Annotated in this window: 16 protein-coding genes, 1 tRNA gene and 1 other annotated feature; of the genes, 16 read left to right on the forward strand and 1 reads right to left on the reverse strand. The window is 34.0% G+C overall.

From position 1 onward, the window contains the following. The first annotated feature begins 68 nt into the window (after window positions 1-68). Window positions 69-363 (forward strand) — a binding site (T-box leader). An 80-nt stretch (window positions 364-443) separates the two neighbouring features. The 11 genes from ileS to HVS_RS07875 all read left to right on the forward strand — a co-directional run bounded on the left by ileS (window position 444) and on the right by HVS_RS07875 (window position 13568). Beyond that, entirely contained in the window at window positions 444-3236 is a 2793-nt protein-coding gene (gene ileS / locus HVS_RS07830; RefSeq protein WP_101300920.1) for an isoleucine--tRNA ligase, read from the forward strand. 98 nt (window positions 3237-3334) lie between these two features. Next, window positions 3335-4417 (forward strand): 3-dehydroquinate synthase, encoded by a 1083-nt coding sequence (aroB, locus tag HVS_RS07835; RefSeq protein WP_101300922.1) that lies wholly within the window; start codon window positions 3335-3337, stop codon window positions 4415-4417. 27 nt (window positions 4418-4444) lie between these two features. Continuing rightward, entirely contained in the window at window positions 4445-4693 is a 249-nt protein-coding gene (locus HVS_RS07840) for a TM1266 family iron-only hydrogenase system putative regulator (RefSeq protein ID WP_101300924.1), read from the forward strand. 140 nt (window positions 4694-4833) lie between these two features. Continuing rightward, the gene (hydE, locus tag HVS_RS07845) at window positions 4834-6117 is read left to right on the forward strand and encodes a [FeFe] hydrogenase H-cluster radical SAM maturase HydE (RefSeq protein WP_242971709.1); all 1284 of its coding nucleotides are present in this window, start codon (window positions 4834-4836) and stop codon (window positions 6115-6117) included. 67 nt (window positions 6118-6184) lie between these two features. Beyond that, the gene (locus tag HVS_RS07850) at window positions 6185-7333 is read left to right on the forward strand and encodes an aminotransferase class V-fold PLP-dependent enzyme (protein WP_101300929.1); all 1149 of its coding nucleotides are present in this window, start codon (window positions 6185-6187) and stop codon (window positions 7331-7333) included. Window positions 7334-7647: 314 nt separating this feature from the next. Next, window positions 7648-8760 carry a pilus assembly protein PilM gene (gene pilM, locus HVS_RS07855; RefSeq protein WP_101300931.1) on the forward strand — a complete coding sequence of 371 codons (1113 nt, stop codon included), beginning with the start codon at window positions 7648-7650 and terminating at the stop codon, window positions 8758-8760. 232 nt (window positions 8761-8992) lie between these two features. Further along, on the forward strand, window positions 8993-9163 hold the full coding sequence (locus tag HVS_RS16700) for a hypothetical protein (RefSeq protein WP_169926539.1): 171 nt from the start codon (window positions 8993-8995) through the stop codon (window positions 9161-9163). 142 nt (window positions 9164-9305) lie between these two features. Continuing rightward, window positions 9306-9752, forward strand: coding sequence for an RrF2 family transcriptional regulator (locus HVS_RS07860; protein ID WP_101300933.1), 447 nt, complete (start codon window positions 9306-9308; stop codon window positions 9750-9752). Window positions 9753-9778: 26 nt separating this feature from the next. After that, window positions 9779-10711, forward strand: coding sequence for a cysteine synthase A (gene cysK, locus HVS_RS07865; protein ID WP_101304152.1), 933 nt, complete (start codon window positions 9779-9781; stop codon window positions 10709-10711). Between the two features lie 194 nt (window positions 10712-10905). Then, a complete protein-coding gene (locus HVS_RS07870) occupies window positions 10906-12318 on the forward strand; it encodes an MATE family efflux transporter (RefSeq protein WP_101300936.1) in 1413 nt (470 codons plus the stop codon). A 50-nt stretch (window positions 12319-12368) separates the two neighbouring features. After that, the gene (locus HVS_RS07875; protein WP_101300938.1) at window positions 12369-13568 is read left to right on the forward strand and encodes a stalk domain-containing protein; all 1200 of its coding nucleotides are present in this window, start codon (window positions 12369-12371) and stop codon (window positions 13566-13568) included. Window positions 13569-13795: 227 nt separating this feature from the next. Here HVS_RS07875 and HVS_RS07880 read toward each other — a convergent pair. Continuing rightward, window positions 13796-13878 (reverse strand) — tRNA-Leu (locus HVS_RS07880). Between the two features lie 275 nt (window positions 13879-14153). Between HVS_RS07880 and HVS_RS07885 the strand changes: the two genes are divergently transcribed. The 5 genes from HVS_RS07885 (at window position 14154) to HVS_RS07905 (ending at window position 17857) form a co-directional block, all read left to right on the forward strand. Further along, window positions 14154-14624: a hypothetical protein gene (locus HVS_RS07885; RefSeq protein ID WP_101300940.1), complete on the forward strand. Its 471-nt coding sequence runs from the start codon at window positions 14154-14156 to the stop codon at window positions 14622-14624. 14 nt (window positions 14625-14638) lie between these two features. Next, the gene (locus HVS_RS07890; RefSeq protein ID WP_159063421.1) at window positions 14639-15814 is read left to right on the forward strand and encodes a toxic anion resistance protein; all 1176 of its coding nucleotides are present in this window, start codon (window positions 14639-14641) and stop codon (window positions 15812-15814) included. Window positions 15815-15905: 91 nt separating this feature from the next. Next, window positions 15906-16613 carry a hypothetical protein gene (locus HVS_RS07895; protein WP_159063422.1) on the forward strand — a complete coding sequence of 236 codons (708 nt, stop codon included), beginning with the start codon at window positions 15906-15908 and terminating at the stop codon, window positions 16611-16613. Between the two features lie 4 nt (window positions 16614-16617). Further along, window positions 16618-17178: a TerD family protein gene (locus HVS_RS07900; RefSeq protein ID WP_101300947.1), complete on the forward strand. Its 561-nt coding sequence runs from the start codon at window positions 16618-16620 to the stop codon at window positions 17176-17178. A 100-nt stretch (window positions 17179-17278) separates the two neighbouring features. Next, a complete protein-coding gene (locus HVS_RS07905) occupies window positions 17279-17857 on the forward strand; it encodes a TerD family protein (RefSeq protein WP_101300949.1) in 579 nt (192 codons plus the stop codon). The last annotated feature ends 9 nt before the right edge of the window (window positions 17858-17866 follow it).

Below are 17866 nucleotides of genomic sequence, written 5' to 3' on the forward strand. Positions count from 1 at the left end.
ATCCTCCCTTGACATTAAAATATACCATATTGTATAATTTCTCTTAAATGACCAAAACTTTAATAGCGTTAAAAACGATGAATAGAAGGAGTAGAAAATTATTCTTTTTAAGAGAGCAGGTGGCTGGTGCGAACCTGTAAAGGTAATTTTCGAAAATCATCTAGGAGTTGCTTTGCCGAAAGAAAGAAATTTCCACTAAGCAAAGCCGGGTAACCCGTTATGTTAATTGAGTGATTTATTTAATATATAAATCAGGCTATATTCAAATGGCATTAATGCTGCCTTGGTAATAAATGCCGCTGGGTTTATATATTAATAAATAAAGTGGGTGGTACCGCGTGAGTTAAAGCTCTCGTCCCTTTTTTCAGGATGAGGGCTTTTTGATTATAAATAATATTTTTGAAAACAACATAAAAGTTTAAATTATAAATGGAGGTATAAATATGTCAGTTGATTATGGAAAAACACTAAATTTACCAAAAACCGATTTTCCCATGAGAGGGAATCTTCCTCAAAGGGAACCGGAGTTTTTGAAGAAATGGGAAGATATGGATATTTATAAAAAACAGCTTGCGAAAAATGAAGGAAAGCCTGTTTTTATCCTACATGACGGACCTCCCTATGCAAACGGGGGAATACATCTTGGAACTTCTTTAAACAAAATACTAAAGGACATAGTTATAAAGTACTACAGTATGAAAGGATACAAAACCCCTTATGTTCCAGGCTGGGATACTCACGGTCTTCCCATTGAACAAAGGGCAATAAAAGAACTGGGCTTAAAGAGGCACGAAGTAGGACCTGTAAAGTTCAGGAATGCCTGCAGGGATTTTGCCCTAAAGTACCTGGATATACAAAGAAATGCTTTTAAAAGGCTTGGAGTACGCGGTGATTGGAATAACCCTTATGTAACTTTAGAGCCTGAATTTGAAGCTAAACAAATTGAAGTATTTGGAGAAATGGCAAAAAAAGGATATATTTATAAGGGATTGAGACCTGTATACTGGTGTCCTCAGTGTGAAACAGCACTTGCAGAGGCTGAAATAGAGTATTTAGAGGATACCACTTTATCTATATATGTTAAATTTAACGTAAAAGATGACAAAGGTAAATTTAAATCAATAACTGATAATGTAAATGATATTTATTTTGTAATATGGACTACAACTACCTGGACGCTCCCTGGAAACTTAGCTATATGTTTAAATGCAGAATTTGATTATGCTGTAGTAAAAGCCGGTAATGAGTACTATGTAGTGGCAGAAGAATTAATAGAAAATGTTATGAAAACAGCAGAAATTGAAGAATATCAAGTGGTGGAAAGGTTTAAAGGAGAGGAATTGGAAGGAATTTTGTGCAGGCATCCTTTCCTTGACAGGGATTCGGTGATAATAACAGGTGACCATGTAACTTTAGAAGCGGGTACCGGTTGTGTTCACACTGCTCCGGGTCATGGTGCAGAGGACTTTGAAGTGTGTAAAAAATACGATATTCCTGTAATTGTACCTGTTGACGATAAAGGATATCTGACAGAGGAGGCAGGACAGTTTGCAGGTCTTTTCTACGAAAAATCAAATGCTGCCATTATTGAACAGCTAAAAGAAACAGGGCATCTTCTGACATCTGAAAAAATAGATCACCAATACCCTCATTGCTGGAGATGTAAAGAACCAATAATTTTCAGGGCTACAGAGCAGTGGTTTGCATCTGTGGAAGGTTTCAGGGATGAGGCAATTAAAGCTATTGACACAGTTAAGTGGGTTCCTGAATGGGGAAAAGACAGGATAACAGCAATGGTTAGAGACAGAGGGGACTGGTGTATTTCTAGACAGAGAATATGGGGAGTTCCAATTCCTATATTTTACTGCAAAGAATGTAATAAAGAGCTTATAAATGATCAAACAATAGAAGCGGTGGCAAACCTCTTTAAGGAAAGAGGCTCTAATGCATGGTATGAGGTGGATACAAAGGACATTCTACCTGAAGGCACTAAGTGTGAATGTGGATGCAGTGAATTTGAAAAAGAACAGGATATAATGGATGTGTGGTTTGACTCAGGTTCTACCCATGCAGCGGTTTTAGAAACTATTGAGGGATTGTATTCACCTGCTGATATGTATTTAGAAGGAAGTGACCAGCACAGAGGTTGGTTCCAGTCTTCCCTTCTTACTTCCGTTGCAACCAGGGGAAGGGCACCTTATAAAATTGTCCTGACCCATGGATATGTTGTTGATGGTGAAGGAAGGAAAATGTCTAAATCTTTAGGAAACGGGATTGACCCTGAAGATGTTATAAAAGAGTATGGAGCTGATATTTTAAGGCTTTGGGTTGCGTCTTCAGATTATAAGAGCGATATTAGAATTTCAAAAGACATACTAAAACAGCTTTCTGAGGTTTATAGAAAAATCAGGAATACATGCAGGTTTATCCTTGGAAATATAAATGATTATGACCCTAATAAGGACAGTGTGGAATATGACAAATTATACGAACTTGATAAATGGGCTCTTATGAAGCTTAACAAGCTGATAAGAGTGGTGGATGACGCATACAGCCGGTATGAGTTCCACCTAATGTTCCATGCAATACACAATTTCTGTGTTATAGATATGAGTAACTTCTATCTTGATATAATAAAAGACAGACTTTATACTTCAAAGGCAGATTCTATAGGAAGAAGGGCTGCACAGACTGCTATGTTTGAAATATTAGATGCTTTGGTTAAGATGCTGACTCCTGTACTTGCTTTTACAACTGAGGAAATATGGCAGCACATGCCCCACAAAGAAGGGGACGACGCTGAAAGCGTGCAGCTAAACTACTGGCCTGTTATAAATGAAACATATGATAATAAAGAGTTAGAAGAAAAGTGGGCAAAAATAATAAGAATCCGTCAAGTGGTTTCAAAGGCTTTAGAAATTGCAAGGACAGAAAAGCTAATAGGGCACTCATTAAATGCCAAAGTAAACATATACACAAATGAATCCCACTACGATTTCTTAAAGTCAATAGAAAAAGACTTAGTTACAATTTTTATAGTGTCCGATGTAGAAATTGTAAATTCAGAAAAAGTAGAAGGAAAGTTCTATGAAGATGAAGAATTTGAAGGATTAAAGGTTGTAGTATCCCAGGCAGAAGGGGAAAAATGTGAAAGATGCTGGATGATTAGCAAGACGGTAGGAGAAGATGAAAAGCATCCTTCAATTTGTGAAAGGTGCAGAGCTGTAATTGAATAGCAGATGTTTTTATATAAACAATATGGCCACATGTTAAAAATGTGGTCATATTGGATATATACATATTGGACATATTTTTTTATAAAGGTGGAGTGTCAATGACTAAACTAAATATCAATTTAGGTGAGAGAAGTTATCCAATTTATATAACAACTGATTATAACGGCATAGGGAAGGCTATTGATGATGCGGCACTTAAAGGAAAGTATGTTATGATAACCGATACCAATGTGGACAAATATCAGGCAGATGAGTGTATGAAAGCTTTTGAAAGTGTCGGTTTAGATGTTAAGAAGTTTGTTATTGAAGCGGGTGAAAGCAACAAAAACCTTGATACGGTAAGACAAATTTATGACTTTCTAATTACCCTTAAACTAGATAGAAATGCTACAATTATAGCATTAGGCGGGGGAGTAGTGGGAGACATTGCAGGATTTGTAGCCTCTACTTTTCTTAGGGGGATTAATTTTGTACAAATCCCCACAACCCTTCTTGCACAGTCTGACAGCAGTGTGGGAGGAAAAGTGGGGGTGGATTTTAAAGGACACAAAAACATAATTGGCTCCTTTTACCAGCCAAAACTGGTATATATAAATGTTAATTCCCTCAAAACCCTTCCTAAAAGGGATCTTTCCTCCGGACTTGCGGAAGTTGTAAAACATGGTATCATAAAAGATGAAGAATTTTATGAGTATATTGATGAAAATGCCGAGAAGATTATGAATTTAGATGAAAGGGTTCTGCAGTATATTGTAAAGGTGAACTGCTCTATTAAAGGCAGTGTTGTTGAAAAAGACGAGAGGGAGAGTGGACTTCGGGCAATTCTTAACTTTGGCCATACCATAGGTCATGCAATTGAAACAGTGATGGATTTTAAACTACTTCACGGCGAGTGTGTTTCTTTAGGAATGGTAGCTGTTTTTAACTTGGCAAATTATCTTGACCTTATAGATGATTACGCAACCCAAAAAGTTAAAGAAACTTTAGAAAAAATAAACCTGCCTGTTTCCCTAAAAGGTATTGATGTGGAAAAAGTATATAACCAGATGTTTTACGATAAAAAAATAGTAGGGGATAAACTGAAATTTATCTTGCCAAGGAAAAAAATAGGGGAAGTAGTCCAGTGTACATTAGAGGATGAGAATTTAATTAAAAAGGCTATTGAAAGTCTAGACAATTAAACATTTTAACATGCAAGGGGTTTTTATATGGAGAAAAACAGAGTGGCTGTTTTAGGAATAGTGGTTAACAACCGCGAGGAAACTTCCAGAAAAATAAATAATATACTAAGTGATTTTGGTCATATAATTGTAGGGAGGATGGGCATTCCCTATAAGGAAAAGGGTATATCGGTTATATCCATTATTGTAGACGGTACCAATGACGAAATAGGGGCGCTGGCCGGTAAGTTGGGAAACATCAATGGTGTAAAGGCAAAGGTTGCCATTACTTATTAAAATTATATAAAAACTCTTTAATACTAAATAAAAAAGTCTTAAGGAGTTTTATAGTTTTATGAGACAGGAGTTTTATGAGACAAGGAAAGTCAAAGATAAGGGGGGAAGTCCAAGGGACTTTTTTGAAAGGATGTGTATATGTGGAGGAAAAATTTTATTTAATACTGGCAAAAAATAGTGCCCAGATGCTTTTAATAAACAAGCTATTAAGGGAAAACGGAATAGAGACGGATTTAGTTCCCTCCCCGCCGGAATCAGGTACAGTATGTGCTATAGCTATAAAAATACAGGGTGTAAACCTTGAAAAGGCTAAAAATATACTTTTTGAAAATCAGATTGAAGTAAGAGGCATATATGAAGACAAAAAAATGAAGCTTCAGGGGCTTATTGATAAAAAACTTGGGGCTTCTGTATCAAAGGAATTTTTGGATATTTTAAAAAAGATTGAAGACGGGGACGAACTTTTAGAAAAAGAAATTGTATACCTTCTTTCAACGAAAGACATAAAAGAAATTGAAAGTATTTATGCTGCAGCTGACAGGATAAAGAGAGAGACTGTGGGAAATGTGCTGGAAATAAGGGGTGCCATTGAGTTTTCCAATTACTGCTGTAAAAAGTGCAAATACTGCGGTATAAATTCACAAAACAAAATTGAAAGGTATAGAATGAATGAAGAAGAAATAATGGAAGTAGTGGGGTATCTGAATAAAATTGGCTTAAGAACAGTGATACTCCAGTCAGGGGAAGACCCTCACTGGGGAACGGAAAGACTTATACAGCTTATAAAGAGGATAAAAAAAGAAACCGGCATGAGAATAACCCTGAGTGTGGGGGAAAAATCCTTTGAAGAGTATGAAAGTTTAAAATTAGCGGGTGCAGACAATTACCTTTTAAAAATCGAGACAACAAACAGAAAGCTTTTTAAGACAATTCATCCGGACGGGGATTTTGATTCAAGGCTTAAATGTTCTAGGTGGCTAAAGGAATTAGGCTACATAAATGGTTCGGGAAACATTATTGGAATTCCCGGTCAGACTATAGAGGATATTGCCCGGGATATACTTTATTTTAAAGAAATGGGTATTAATATGATAGGAATAGGACCTTTTATTCCTGCAAAAGGTACCGTCTTTGAAAATATGCCCCCTGGTGATATTGACCTTACTATAAGAACTATGGCGGTTACAAGAATTGTGTGCAAAAAAGTATACATACCTTCGACTACAGCATTGGCATCTTTAAGTAAAGATGCCCAGATCAGGGCTTTAAAGGCAGGGGCAAATACCATTATGCTAATTAATACACCGGCAAAATACAGAACAAATTATATGATTTACAATGATAAAAATATGGTGGACATTGATTCTGCTATTTATGCAGCTAAAAAAGCAGGTTTAGAACTTCCAAAATACCTGAAGCTTTAAAATTTCCTGAAGTGTTTTAAATTTTTCTAAAATGTATTTAAGACTGATTAATAGAGGGTGGGTTACTATGATATATTTTGACAATGCTGCAACTTCATTTCCAAAGCCTAAAAGAGTTTATGAGGAAATGCTTTGGTGTATGGAAAAATATTGTGCAAACCCTGGCAGGGGTGGACATAAAATGTCCCTTGAATCAGGAAGGGCAGTACTTAAAGTAAGAGAGATTATTTCAGACTTTTTTAATATAAAAAACCCCATGCAGGTTGTATTTACCAAAAACGCCACAGAGGCAATTAACATTGCAATAAAAGGCGTGTTAAAGGAAGGGGACCATGTAATAACCACTTGCATGGAGCATAATTCTGTAATAAGACCCCTAAAGGCCTTGGAAAAAGAAAATATTATAGAACTTACCATTGTGCCGGGGGATGAATTTGGCGAAGTAGACGCAGAAGACATTAGAAGGGCTATAAAAGGTAATACTAGGCTTATTGTAAGCACTCTGTCATCAAATGTAAACGGTATTATAATGCCGGTTAAGGATATTGGCTCCATTGCAAAGGAAAAGGGGGTTTTGTTTTTAGTTGATGCAGCCCAGGGAGCCGGAAGTATAAAAATAGATGTAGAGGAATTAAATATTGACATGCTGGCATTTCCAGGTCATAAAGGTCTTTTAGGACCTCAGGGGACAGGAGGGCTTTATGTCAGGGAGGGAATAAAAATTAATCCCTTGATTCTTGGTGGAACAGGCAGTAATTCTGAAAGTTTTATGCAACCTGAAACATTTCCTGATATATTTGAAAGCGGTACAATAAATACTCCCGGAATAGTTGGGTTAGGCTATGGGATTGAGTATATCAACAGAATGGGACTGGACAATATTAACATATTAAAACATAAACTTGTAAAAACAATTTATGAAGGTTTATCAGAGCTTAGAAATGTCAAAATATACAGCAGACCGGAAATTTCAAAAAACTCCGGGATTATTGCTTTTAATTTTGATGATGTGGAATCAAATGAAGTGAGCTATGTACTGGATAAAGTGTACAATGTAGCCACCCGTTCCGGGCTTCACTGTTCACCTTTGGCACACACTAAATTAAAAACAATAAAAACCGGTGCAGTAAGGATTAGTGTGGGATGCTTTAATACTTTAGAAGAAGTAAAAATAGTTTTAAAGTTTTTGAAGGAAATTTCCGACAATACTATATAAGTGCTGGTAGACATAAATTATTCGCATAAATTTATTAAAAAAAATATTTTTCCAGTTTTTGCTCTAATAAAAATAAATTATAAAAAATAATGTACCTATAAAAGTAAATATACTAGTATTAAAATTATTTATATGCTATAATTAAAAAAGCATACAAGTTTATTTAAAAGTGGCATATCTATATTATATAAAAAAGTTATAAATTTTATAAAAATTATATAATAAATATGTTGTGCCCTATGTTATTATAAAGTATAATTATATACAGTTTATGTTTAAAACACATATGTTTTGCACTTAAGGGGGATATGTAAATGTTTTGGGATTTGTTTTTCAGGAAAACTTCAATGGTTTGTATTGATGTAGGGTATAGGAACATTAAGGTAGTTGAGGTATCGGTAAGAAAAAACAATAATATTTTTATCGAAAATTACGGGATAGTATCAACTCCTCCAGACTGTATTAAGAATGGTGCAATATATGACGTGGAAAGGGTTTTAAGAGTTATAAAATCCGTTATAAGAGAAGAAGGTATGAAAGCAAAAAATGCTAAAATAATTATGTCTGGTACCAATATTATTACCCGAATTTACATGATAGACAAACAAGAAGGTGAAAGTGAAGACTTTACAATTAAAAATAGTATGCCCAATTTTCTTCCTGTTGATATTAATAATTACCGAGTGGACTATAAGGTCCTTCAAACTGTCAGAGAAAACAACAAGGAAAAATATAAAGTCTTTGTTACCGCTGTACCTCGCAAAATCCTGGAAAGCTATATAGAAGTTTTGCAAGGTCTTGATTTAAAGCCTCTAGCTGTTGATATACCTGCAAACAGTACCGCTAAATTCTTCAACAGGGAAATTTATACAAAGGACATGGACGAATACTACTCGAAGAGAAGAAACAGACATAAAAATGTTGAAAGTGATACTTTTGCAGTGCTGGATTTTGGTTCAGAGACAACAATAGTTAATTTTTTGAAGGATAGAATATTAGAATTTAATAAAGTTATTCTATCTGGCAGTTCCAATATAGACAACCATATAGCAAATGAGATGAACATTAGTCTTCAGGAAGCAGAAAGGCTAAAGAAGACCTATGGAATGACACGGCCTACCAGTGTTTCTAAAAGGGATCACGTTATAACTTACGGCAAAGTGAGTAGTTTTATAGAAAGACTTGTAAGGCAGATTGCCAAGTGTTTTGAATTTTACATTGAAAGATGCTATGGTTCACCAATTTCCAAGATTTTTATCATTGGTGGAGGCTCGCAGTTAAGTGGTTTGGATCAATACTTATATTCAGTGTTTAAAGTTCCGGTATATCCCATAGGACTTCTTAATTTAAAGGGTGTTGAACTAAGAAAGAATCTTGACAGAGAAAAGCTTAATTACTTAATCAACTCTGTAGGAATCTCCCTTTAATAAATAGTGTTTTAGATTATATTTACATGTAAGTGCAAAACCTCTAATAAATATATATGAAAAGTACCTGAAGTTTATTGGTGCTTTTTTAATGCTAAACTTCTTTGGTTTAAGAAAATTTTCCCGCAAACCGGAAAGTTTTCTTTAAATCCGGGTATTTTAACAGGTGGTGGATTTTTTTATACCATCTATAGTATAATTAATAGAGGAAAATTTTTTGGGAGTGGGTTATATGAATGATAAAACAATAAGGAATATCATAGTTATTTTGATTTTAATTGCTTTAGTGGTTATTGCCGTAAAGGTAATTGGGAAGATAGTGGCTGTACTTTTCCCGGTTGCCGTTGTAATTATCGCCGCATATATAGTATACAGGTTTGTAACCGGTAAGAAATTTCCTTAAATAAATATATAATTTTTTTATAATTAAGATGCATTATAAATATGCTCTTTTTTTTTATATCTATTGACATTGATAGCTAAATATAGTATGATAAAAACAAGGCGAATAAAACATATAGGAATACTAGGTTATAGGTGATGATATGAAAATTTCTACAAAAGGAAGATATGGTCTTAGGGCTATGCTGGATTTGGCGGTAAATGCAAGAGGAGAACATGTTTCATTAAACAGTATAGCTGCAAGGCAAAATATCTCTGAAAACTACTTAGAGCAGGTTTTTTCCCTTCTTAGAAAAGCCGGGCTTGTTAAAAGCATTAAAGGTCCCCAGGGTGGATATACATTAGGGATGGAACCTTCAAAAATAAAAGTGGGGGATATTTTGAGGGTTTTAGAAGGTGACCTTTTGGTAGTTGATGAAAAAAACAATGAAATTTTAAAGGACAATAATTTTGAATACTGTTTACAGCTTAATGTATGGAATAAAATGAACGAAAGTATAAATGCTGTAGTGGATTCAATGACTTTAGAAGATTTGTTGCAGGAGTACAGGAAAATTAACACCAATCAGTCTTATATGTATTATATTTAAAGAAGACAGGAGGTTTTACAATGGGAATGAGAAAAATAGCCCAAGACATTACACAACTTATAGGAAACACACCTATGCTGGAATTAACCAATTATAATAAAATAAATAAACTTGAGGGAAAGCTTATTGGAAAACTTGAATATTTTAACCCTGGGGGCAGTGTTAAGGACAGAATCGGATATGCAATGATAAAAGACGGGGAAGAGCGAGGGCTTATTAACAGCGAAACGGTAATTATAGAGCCAACAAGCGGGAATACAGGGATTGCCCTGGCCCTTGTATCTGCAGCTAAAGGATACAGGCTTATCCTTACAATGCCGGACACCATGAGTATAGAAAGAAGAAATCTTCTAAAAGCCTTGGGTGCGGAAGTTGTTCTAACACCTGGAATTGACGGCATGAAGGGAGCCATTGAAAAAGCTTACCAGCTGGCGGAGGAAATCCCTAATTCATTTATCCCGCAGCAGTTTGACAATGAGGCAAATCCTAAAATTCACAGGGAGACAACGGCAGAAGAAATATGGAGGGACACCGGTGGAGAAGTAGATATATTTGTAGCCGGTGTTGGAACAGGAGGTACAATTACAGGTATAGGAGAGGTATTAAAGGAAAGAAAACCTTCTGTTAAAATTGTAGCCGTTGAGCCTGATAGTTCTCCCGTACTTTCAGGAGGAAAACCCGGTCCCCACAAAATACAGGGAATAGGCGCAGGATTTGTTCCTAAGATATTAAACAGGGATATAATTGATGAAGTTATAAGAGTAAAAGATGAAGATGCCTTTGAAGCTTCAAGAAACATCTCTAAAACCGAAGGGCTTTTGGTTGGAATATCATCAGGTGCAGCTTTATATGCGGGTACGGTGCTGGCAAAAAGACCTGAAAATAAAGGGAAAAATATAGTTGTTCTCCTGCCTGATACAGGAGAAAGGTATCTTTCAACCACTCTTTACTCTGATTAATATAATTAGATTAATATAATTAATTTTAAAAAAGGCTTTAAAGTGGTACATTATCTTTAAGGCCTTTATTGTTTTGCCAACTTTTAAAATATATTATATAGTATTGAATGCGGGCTATTTTTTAAATTGCTTTAGGACATGATAAATTAATAATTTATCTTAATAATTATCTTTTAAAAATACGGAGGTTTTTAATGAAACAAGCTAATCCATTGGAGAAAGAGAAAATATTCACTCTTCTTATGAAGTTTTCTATACCTGCCATTGTGGGCATGGTGGTAAATGCCCTGTACAATATTGTAGACAGGATGTTTATAGGAAGAAGCAGTGACTTGGCATCAAAGGGTCTTGAGGCCATTACTATAACCCTTCCCATAACTTTTATACTTATGGCAATAGCTATTTTATTTGGGGTAGGTGGATCTACCTTATTTTCCATAAGGCTGGGTGAGAAAAAACAGGATGAAGCAGAAAAAGTCCTTGGGCACGGGGTTTTACTCCTTATTATATCCGGACTTATATTTATGTTTTTGGGACAGGCTTTTCTGCTACCTTTGTTATCTGTATTTGGCGCTAAGGAGGAAATAATGCCCTATGCGGTAGAATATATGAGAATTATATTTTTTGGGGCTGTCTTTCAAATATTGGGCATGGGCTTAAATAATTTTATCCGGGCTGACGGAAGCCCTAATTATGCGATGGTATCCATGTTTTTAGGAGCGGGGATAAATATTGTATTGGATTATGTCTTTATTTTTATATTCAAGATGGGAATGGCAGGGGCAGCCCTTGCCACCATTTTAGCCCAACTGGCTGCAGTTATATGGGCAGTTTACTACTTTATAGGCAGTAAAAAGAGTATGGTAAAGCTTAAATTTAAAAATATGAAACTGGAATTTAAAATAGTAACCACTATTTTTTCCCTTGGAATACCGGGTTTTTTGCTGCAGCTGGCTAACAGTTTATTAAATGCTGTCCTGAATAAAAGCCTTCTCTTTTACGGCGGAAATGTTGCAGGAATGGGTATAGTAAATAGCGTCCAATCCCTCCTTGTCCTGCCTGTTATAGGTATCAAGCAGGGTGTTATGCCTATTATAAGCTTTAATTTCGGGGCAAAAAAATACAACCGTGCAAAAGAAGCTGTTAAGCTTGCCATACTAGCGTCCACACTGGTTGTAGTTACAGGATATATAATAATCAGGGCATTTCCGGAAGCAATAATAGGAGTCTTTAATAAAGAGGCGGATGTACTGGAGTTTGGAAGTTATGCACTGGTTACGTGGTTTTTATGTGCTCCTGTCATTGGCTTTCAGGTTATTGCCTCAAACTTTTTTCAGGCCGTTGGAAGGCCAAAGACTGCAACTTTTTTGACCCTCACGAGACAGATTATACTTTTAATTCCTGCAATTATTATTTTCCCAAGGTTCTGGGGAATAAAAGGACTTCTTCATGCAGCACCTTTTGCGGACTTTCTTTCGGCACTGATAACGGGTATATGGTTTTATTTTGGAACGAGAAGCTTAAAGGAAAAAATCCATGAGCCGGCTGATAAACCGGATGGCAAGGTATGCAGAACAAAGAGATGCTATGGCGGGAACAAATTATAAATAATATGCGTCTAATGATATAAATAAAACTTATATGGAGGTTGATTTATATGACTAAACTCAAAAAAATAATTGCCATAGCTGTTTTTTGTACAGTAGTGGCTACAAGCATTGTATGGGGGATGATGGGTAACAGTCAGAAGAAAGGTGTTACAATTATTCTAAACGGTAAAGAACTTAAGCTGGATGTAGAGCCATTTATCGAAAATGACCGGACTTTGATTCCGGTGCGAGGCGTAATGGAAGGTCTTGGGGCTGTTGTTGGCTGGAACGCAAAGGATAGGGTTGTTACAGTTGACAAAGAAGATATTAGCATTAAACTTACTATAGGAAGCGATGTTGCAGTAGTAACAAGGGAAGGTGTAAAGGAAGAAAAAATTAAACTAGATGTTCCTGCAATGATTGTGAATGACAGGACATTTATTCCGGGACGTTTTGTAACTGAAACTATTGGGGCAGATGTTAATTGGAAGCCTGAAATACGCGCTATGGTTATAAATACAAAAAAAGATGCTGAGCCGGAATATGAAAGCGGTCAGATAATTGAATATGAAATAGTAAATGCAAAAGAAATAAGTGAAAATGAAACATTGTCAAAATGGTATGAGAATAATTATAAAGAAAAGGGCATATATTCAATAGCAGATGGGGAATGGATGTATGTACTTGTTGCTGCAGGAGAAAAAAATACCGGTGGATACAATGTAGAGGTGGACAGTGTAGTTAAAACATCTTCTGATACAGCATATGTATATGCAAGGTTGATTTCACCAGATATGTATAGTATTGTTACTATGGCATTTACATATCCAAATGTATTGATTAAATTCGATAAAAATGATATAGTATTAGTAGAAGGTGAAATAGTTGACAACAAATACAATAAAGAACCAATTAAGGATGAAACGGGCGAATCCTTAATGGAAATGGGAAAGGCTATACCTGTTGAGCTTGTTAAAGAAATGAAATTATATACTCTTTTTGACGAAGAAATAAAAACATTTACAAAAGAAGAAACAGAAAAAATAATAGATATATTAAACTCAAGCAAAACATACACAGGTGTATATATTGCAATGCTGGCGGGAAACAACATTAAAATGAAACTAAATACCGGGGAAATGCTTACTTTGACAAGCTATGGAAATGAAGAGCATGTTATACTTTCAGGGGAAGTCAATGGTGAATATGTTGGAGGATGTATAATTGCCCCTGAGGTGGGTAAGATACTTTTAGATGTATCATACTAATTTAGACTTAGCCTTTTTAACATAGATTCACTTTATTGGACTTCAGTAAGAATTTAAAACTTACTGAAGTCCTCTGTTTTTATACACTTAAAATCCTATAAAGTCTGATTTTTTTAAATTTAATTTATTTAAAATATATAATCCATATAAATTATGGATTATAAAAATTTAAGTTATAAAACACAAGAAGGCTGATAAAATACAAAAAATATTTTACCAGCCTTTTTTGGTGCGGACGGTGGGACTTGAACCCACATGCTTTCGCATACGCCCCTCAAACGTACGTGTCTGCCAGTTCCACCACGACCGCACGGTGAAAGTTCATTAAAACAAAATAATTTATCAATTAAGCATATTAAATTATACTAGTATATATTTTTCATGTCAATAGTTTTAAAGAAAAATTTAATATTTGCCATATCAAAAAAATAAATAATTAAAAAATTAACAAAAAACTATTTCAAATTTAAAAAAATTTGATATAATATTAATAAAATTAATATTATTGATTTTAAAGTAGATTAGCTAGTATTAATAATATTTTTTGTAATATTATAAATAGTGTAATTTATTAAAAAGAAAGTAGTGATTTTTATTTTTAGGATATTTAAAAGAAAAAAAGAAGAAATAAGAGAGCCTGAAGTTAAACATAATGACGAAAAACATCAGGTCAGGGAGACTTTAAATGCATCTAAAAAATCACTAATCAGAATTGAAGAAAAACTTTTAGATATTAAAGATCATAATATTTTTTCAGACCTTTTATCATTTTTATCGTATTATTATTATATAATTAATTTTTACAACAAAAATATTGAAAAAATTATTTCTGTCAAAGAATTAATGCTTTTAAAATATATAGATATGCTTGAGGAAATTTTAGTTAATTTAAAAAATTCGAATGACGATATTAAATACAGAAAAGAACTAAAAAAAACACTTCATATTATAAATGAAAAGTTATATACTACTTGTAAGGATATAAATGAAAAAAGTGATTTTGAGTTGGATATAGATTTGAAAACCTTACAGGATTTGATAAAATCAGACTTTTAAAGGAGGGATTGATATTGGGTTTTGAAGATTTATTAAACAGCATTGAAAATAATGAAGAGGCAAATAACACAAATGAAAACCTGCCTGTAAACAGCACCGGCTTAGTTGAATTAAAGAAAAGTGATACAGAAATAACCGTTGATTTATCTAAATTTGATTCCAATCAAATTGCCCAGGTTAATAAAATAAAAGATAGTATAGATGTTTCAAATTCTAATAGTATAGCTTTTTTTGGCTCTGATGTGCAAAGAAGCATTGCAAAATTTGCAGATGGGATTTTAAGCGGTGTCAAAACAAAGGACACAGGTGAAGTGGGTGAGAATTTAAGTTTGCTTCTTACGACAATGCAGGGTATTGATATGGACAAACTACAGGAAAAGGAAGGTATTAAGAGAAAAATTCCTTTTTTAAGGAAAATCTCCAACAATATTTCTGGCTACAAGATAAAACTTGAAGAAGTTACCGAAACAATTGATAGAATTGTAGTTTCTTTAGACAAAGCCAAAAAAGAATTAATACGTGATATAAATATATTGGATTCTTTATATGATAAAAATTTAGAATATTTAAAAGAGTTGGAAATGCATATTGCGGCAGGAGAGTTAAAGTTGGATGAGCTTAGGAAAACGGTATTGGCAGAGCTTAAAAATAAAGCAGAACAGACAAAAGACATGCTTGACATTCAAAAATACAATGATTTTGCCCAGATGCTAAATGAGATGGAAAAGAGGATACATGATTTAAAGCTCAGCAGGGAAATTGCCATTCAAACCCTTCCGCAAATTCGTATTATTCAAGGTAATGATAAGGTTCTTGCCAATAAAATTCAAGCAAGTATACTTACTACAATACCTATATGGAAAAACCAGATAGCTCTTACGATATCGTTAAACAAGCAAAAAACAGCGTTGGAAATTCAAAAAAAGGTAACAGATACCACTGAGAATTTATTAAGGCAAAATGCAGAACTATTAAAGACAAATACAATAGAAATTGCAAAAGAAAGTGAGAGGGGAGTAATCAGTCTTGAAACATTAAAAGAAACTCATAAAAAACTCATTGAAACAATTGAAGAATCAATGAAAATCTATCAGGAAGGAAAACAAAAGAGAAATGCGGTAGAAAAAGAATTAACCCAGCTTGAAGAAACCCAAAAACAGAAGTTACTATCAATAAGAAATTCAAGGTGATTTTTTGGACAAAAATAATTGCATAAAATATATGGAAAAGTTTTTTAAGTTGAATACCGATATATTATGGCTTAAAAATCCTGACTTTTTAATGCAAAGTAGAATTTTCTATTACAGAAGTAATTTTAAAGGAATTAATGATATCAAAATAGCTACTGCAAAATCAAAAAATATAAGCGATGATATTGTATTTGATATATATTTTATAAGAGCTGAGTTTGAGACCCTCTTTAGCGGGTATTTTAAAATAGTTCCTGTGACTTCTGCAGCAGAAACTATGTTTGAAGGAGTAAGTAAATTATGCACCGATTTGGGAGAATACTTTTACTATGTGTACCAAAACAGTGAGTTTTTAAAAATTTATTTTGCAACAGGAAGTGTTGAAAACGCACTAGAACACCATAATAGGAAGAAGACAAAAGAGGGCGCTTTTGATTTTAATAAATTTAAAGAGGATATGTACTTAGAGATTTCATCCTATTCTCAGGAAGAACTTAGGGAAATGGTACTAAATAGGAATTTGACTAAGAAGTATGTATCTAATTTTATAAAATTAAATTCAAAATGTTCTGAATATGTAAAAATGTTTTTAATTAATATACTTTCTGAAGTTTATATCAGAAATATTTGCATTATAAATAACGCTTATAATGTGAAAAATTATATTTTAGTTGAGGCACAAAATGCAAAAGTAAACAGCTATCCTAAGGTATGTGTATATGATGTGATAGAAAAGGCAGTAAAAGAAAATGCTCTGGTGCTTGTAAAATTTAATTATGATTTTAAGACCGGGGGGTAGATAGGTGGGAATTCAAGTAGTTAGCGGGCAAAAAGTTATATTAACTGAGTCTTTAGAAAGTGCAAGTAAATTTATATTTAAAATGGAAATTGAGAATAGGTTCAAAGGGACATTTGATATGGATTTATTTGCCGTTAATATAGAAAAAAATGCAATTGCAAACAAAGAAAACATCGTTTTTTACAACAATGTAAAAGACATTGGAAAAAGCATTTTGTATAGTGAGGTTTATGATTATGAAATATTTGAAAAAAAAATAGACTTAGACATCCGGCTTTTACCTGAAGCTACAGATAAAATTGTAATGGCGGCAACTTTATATAGAAATTTACACCACGCTGATAAAGATAAAGAAACAGGATTTACTTTTAGTGCAGTAAATAAAACCACTGGTTTAAAGATTTTTACCCTAAAGGGCAGTATACCTGCAAATGGGAAAGAAACTTTGGTTTTAGGTGAGGTTTACAGATACAAAGACACATGGAGGTTTAACACTGTAAATAATTATTCAGATGAAAACCTTCTGGGTGTACTAAACAATATATACAATGCAAAAGTTTATTAAATTGGAAAAATTTCTTTATATTTCATCCTAAGTTTATCTAGGATGTACATAGTAAAGAATTACAATAAAACCTATAAAAAAATAGAAAGGAGAATTGAAAATGGCAGTAAGTTTACAAAAGGGACAAAAAGTTGATTTAACAAAAGGGAATCCTGGTCTTACAAAGATTATGGTAGGATTAGGATGGGATACTAACAAATACGATGGCGGACATGATTTTGACTTAGATGCTGCAGCTTTTTTAACTGATGAAAATGGCAGGGTAACCAGTGATTTGGATTTTGTATTTTATAATAATCTGCAACATCCTTCCGGCTCTGTTGTCCATCAAGGGGACAACCTAACAGGAGAAGGCGAGGGGGATGACGAACAAATACTGGTTGATTTAAGTTTAGTACCTCAAAACATATCAAAAATTGCATTTACAGTTACAATACATGATGCAGACGTAAGAGGACAAAATTTCGGTCAGGTATCCAATGCATTTATAAGAGTTGTAAATGAAGCTACAGGAATAGAGCTAATAAGGTACGACTTAGGAGAAGACTTTAGTATCGAAACAGCTGTGGTGGTTGGTGAATTATACCGCCATGGTGGAGAATGGAAATTTAACGCTATAGGAAGCGGGTTCCAGGGAGGACTGGCTGCCCTTTGCAGAAACTTTGGAGTAAATGTATAAATAAGAAAG

This window comes from Acetivibrio saccincola (assembly GCF_002844395.1).
GTDB lineage: Bacteria > Bacillota > Clostridia > Acetivibrionales > Acetivibrionaceae > Herbivorax > Herbivorax saccincola.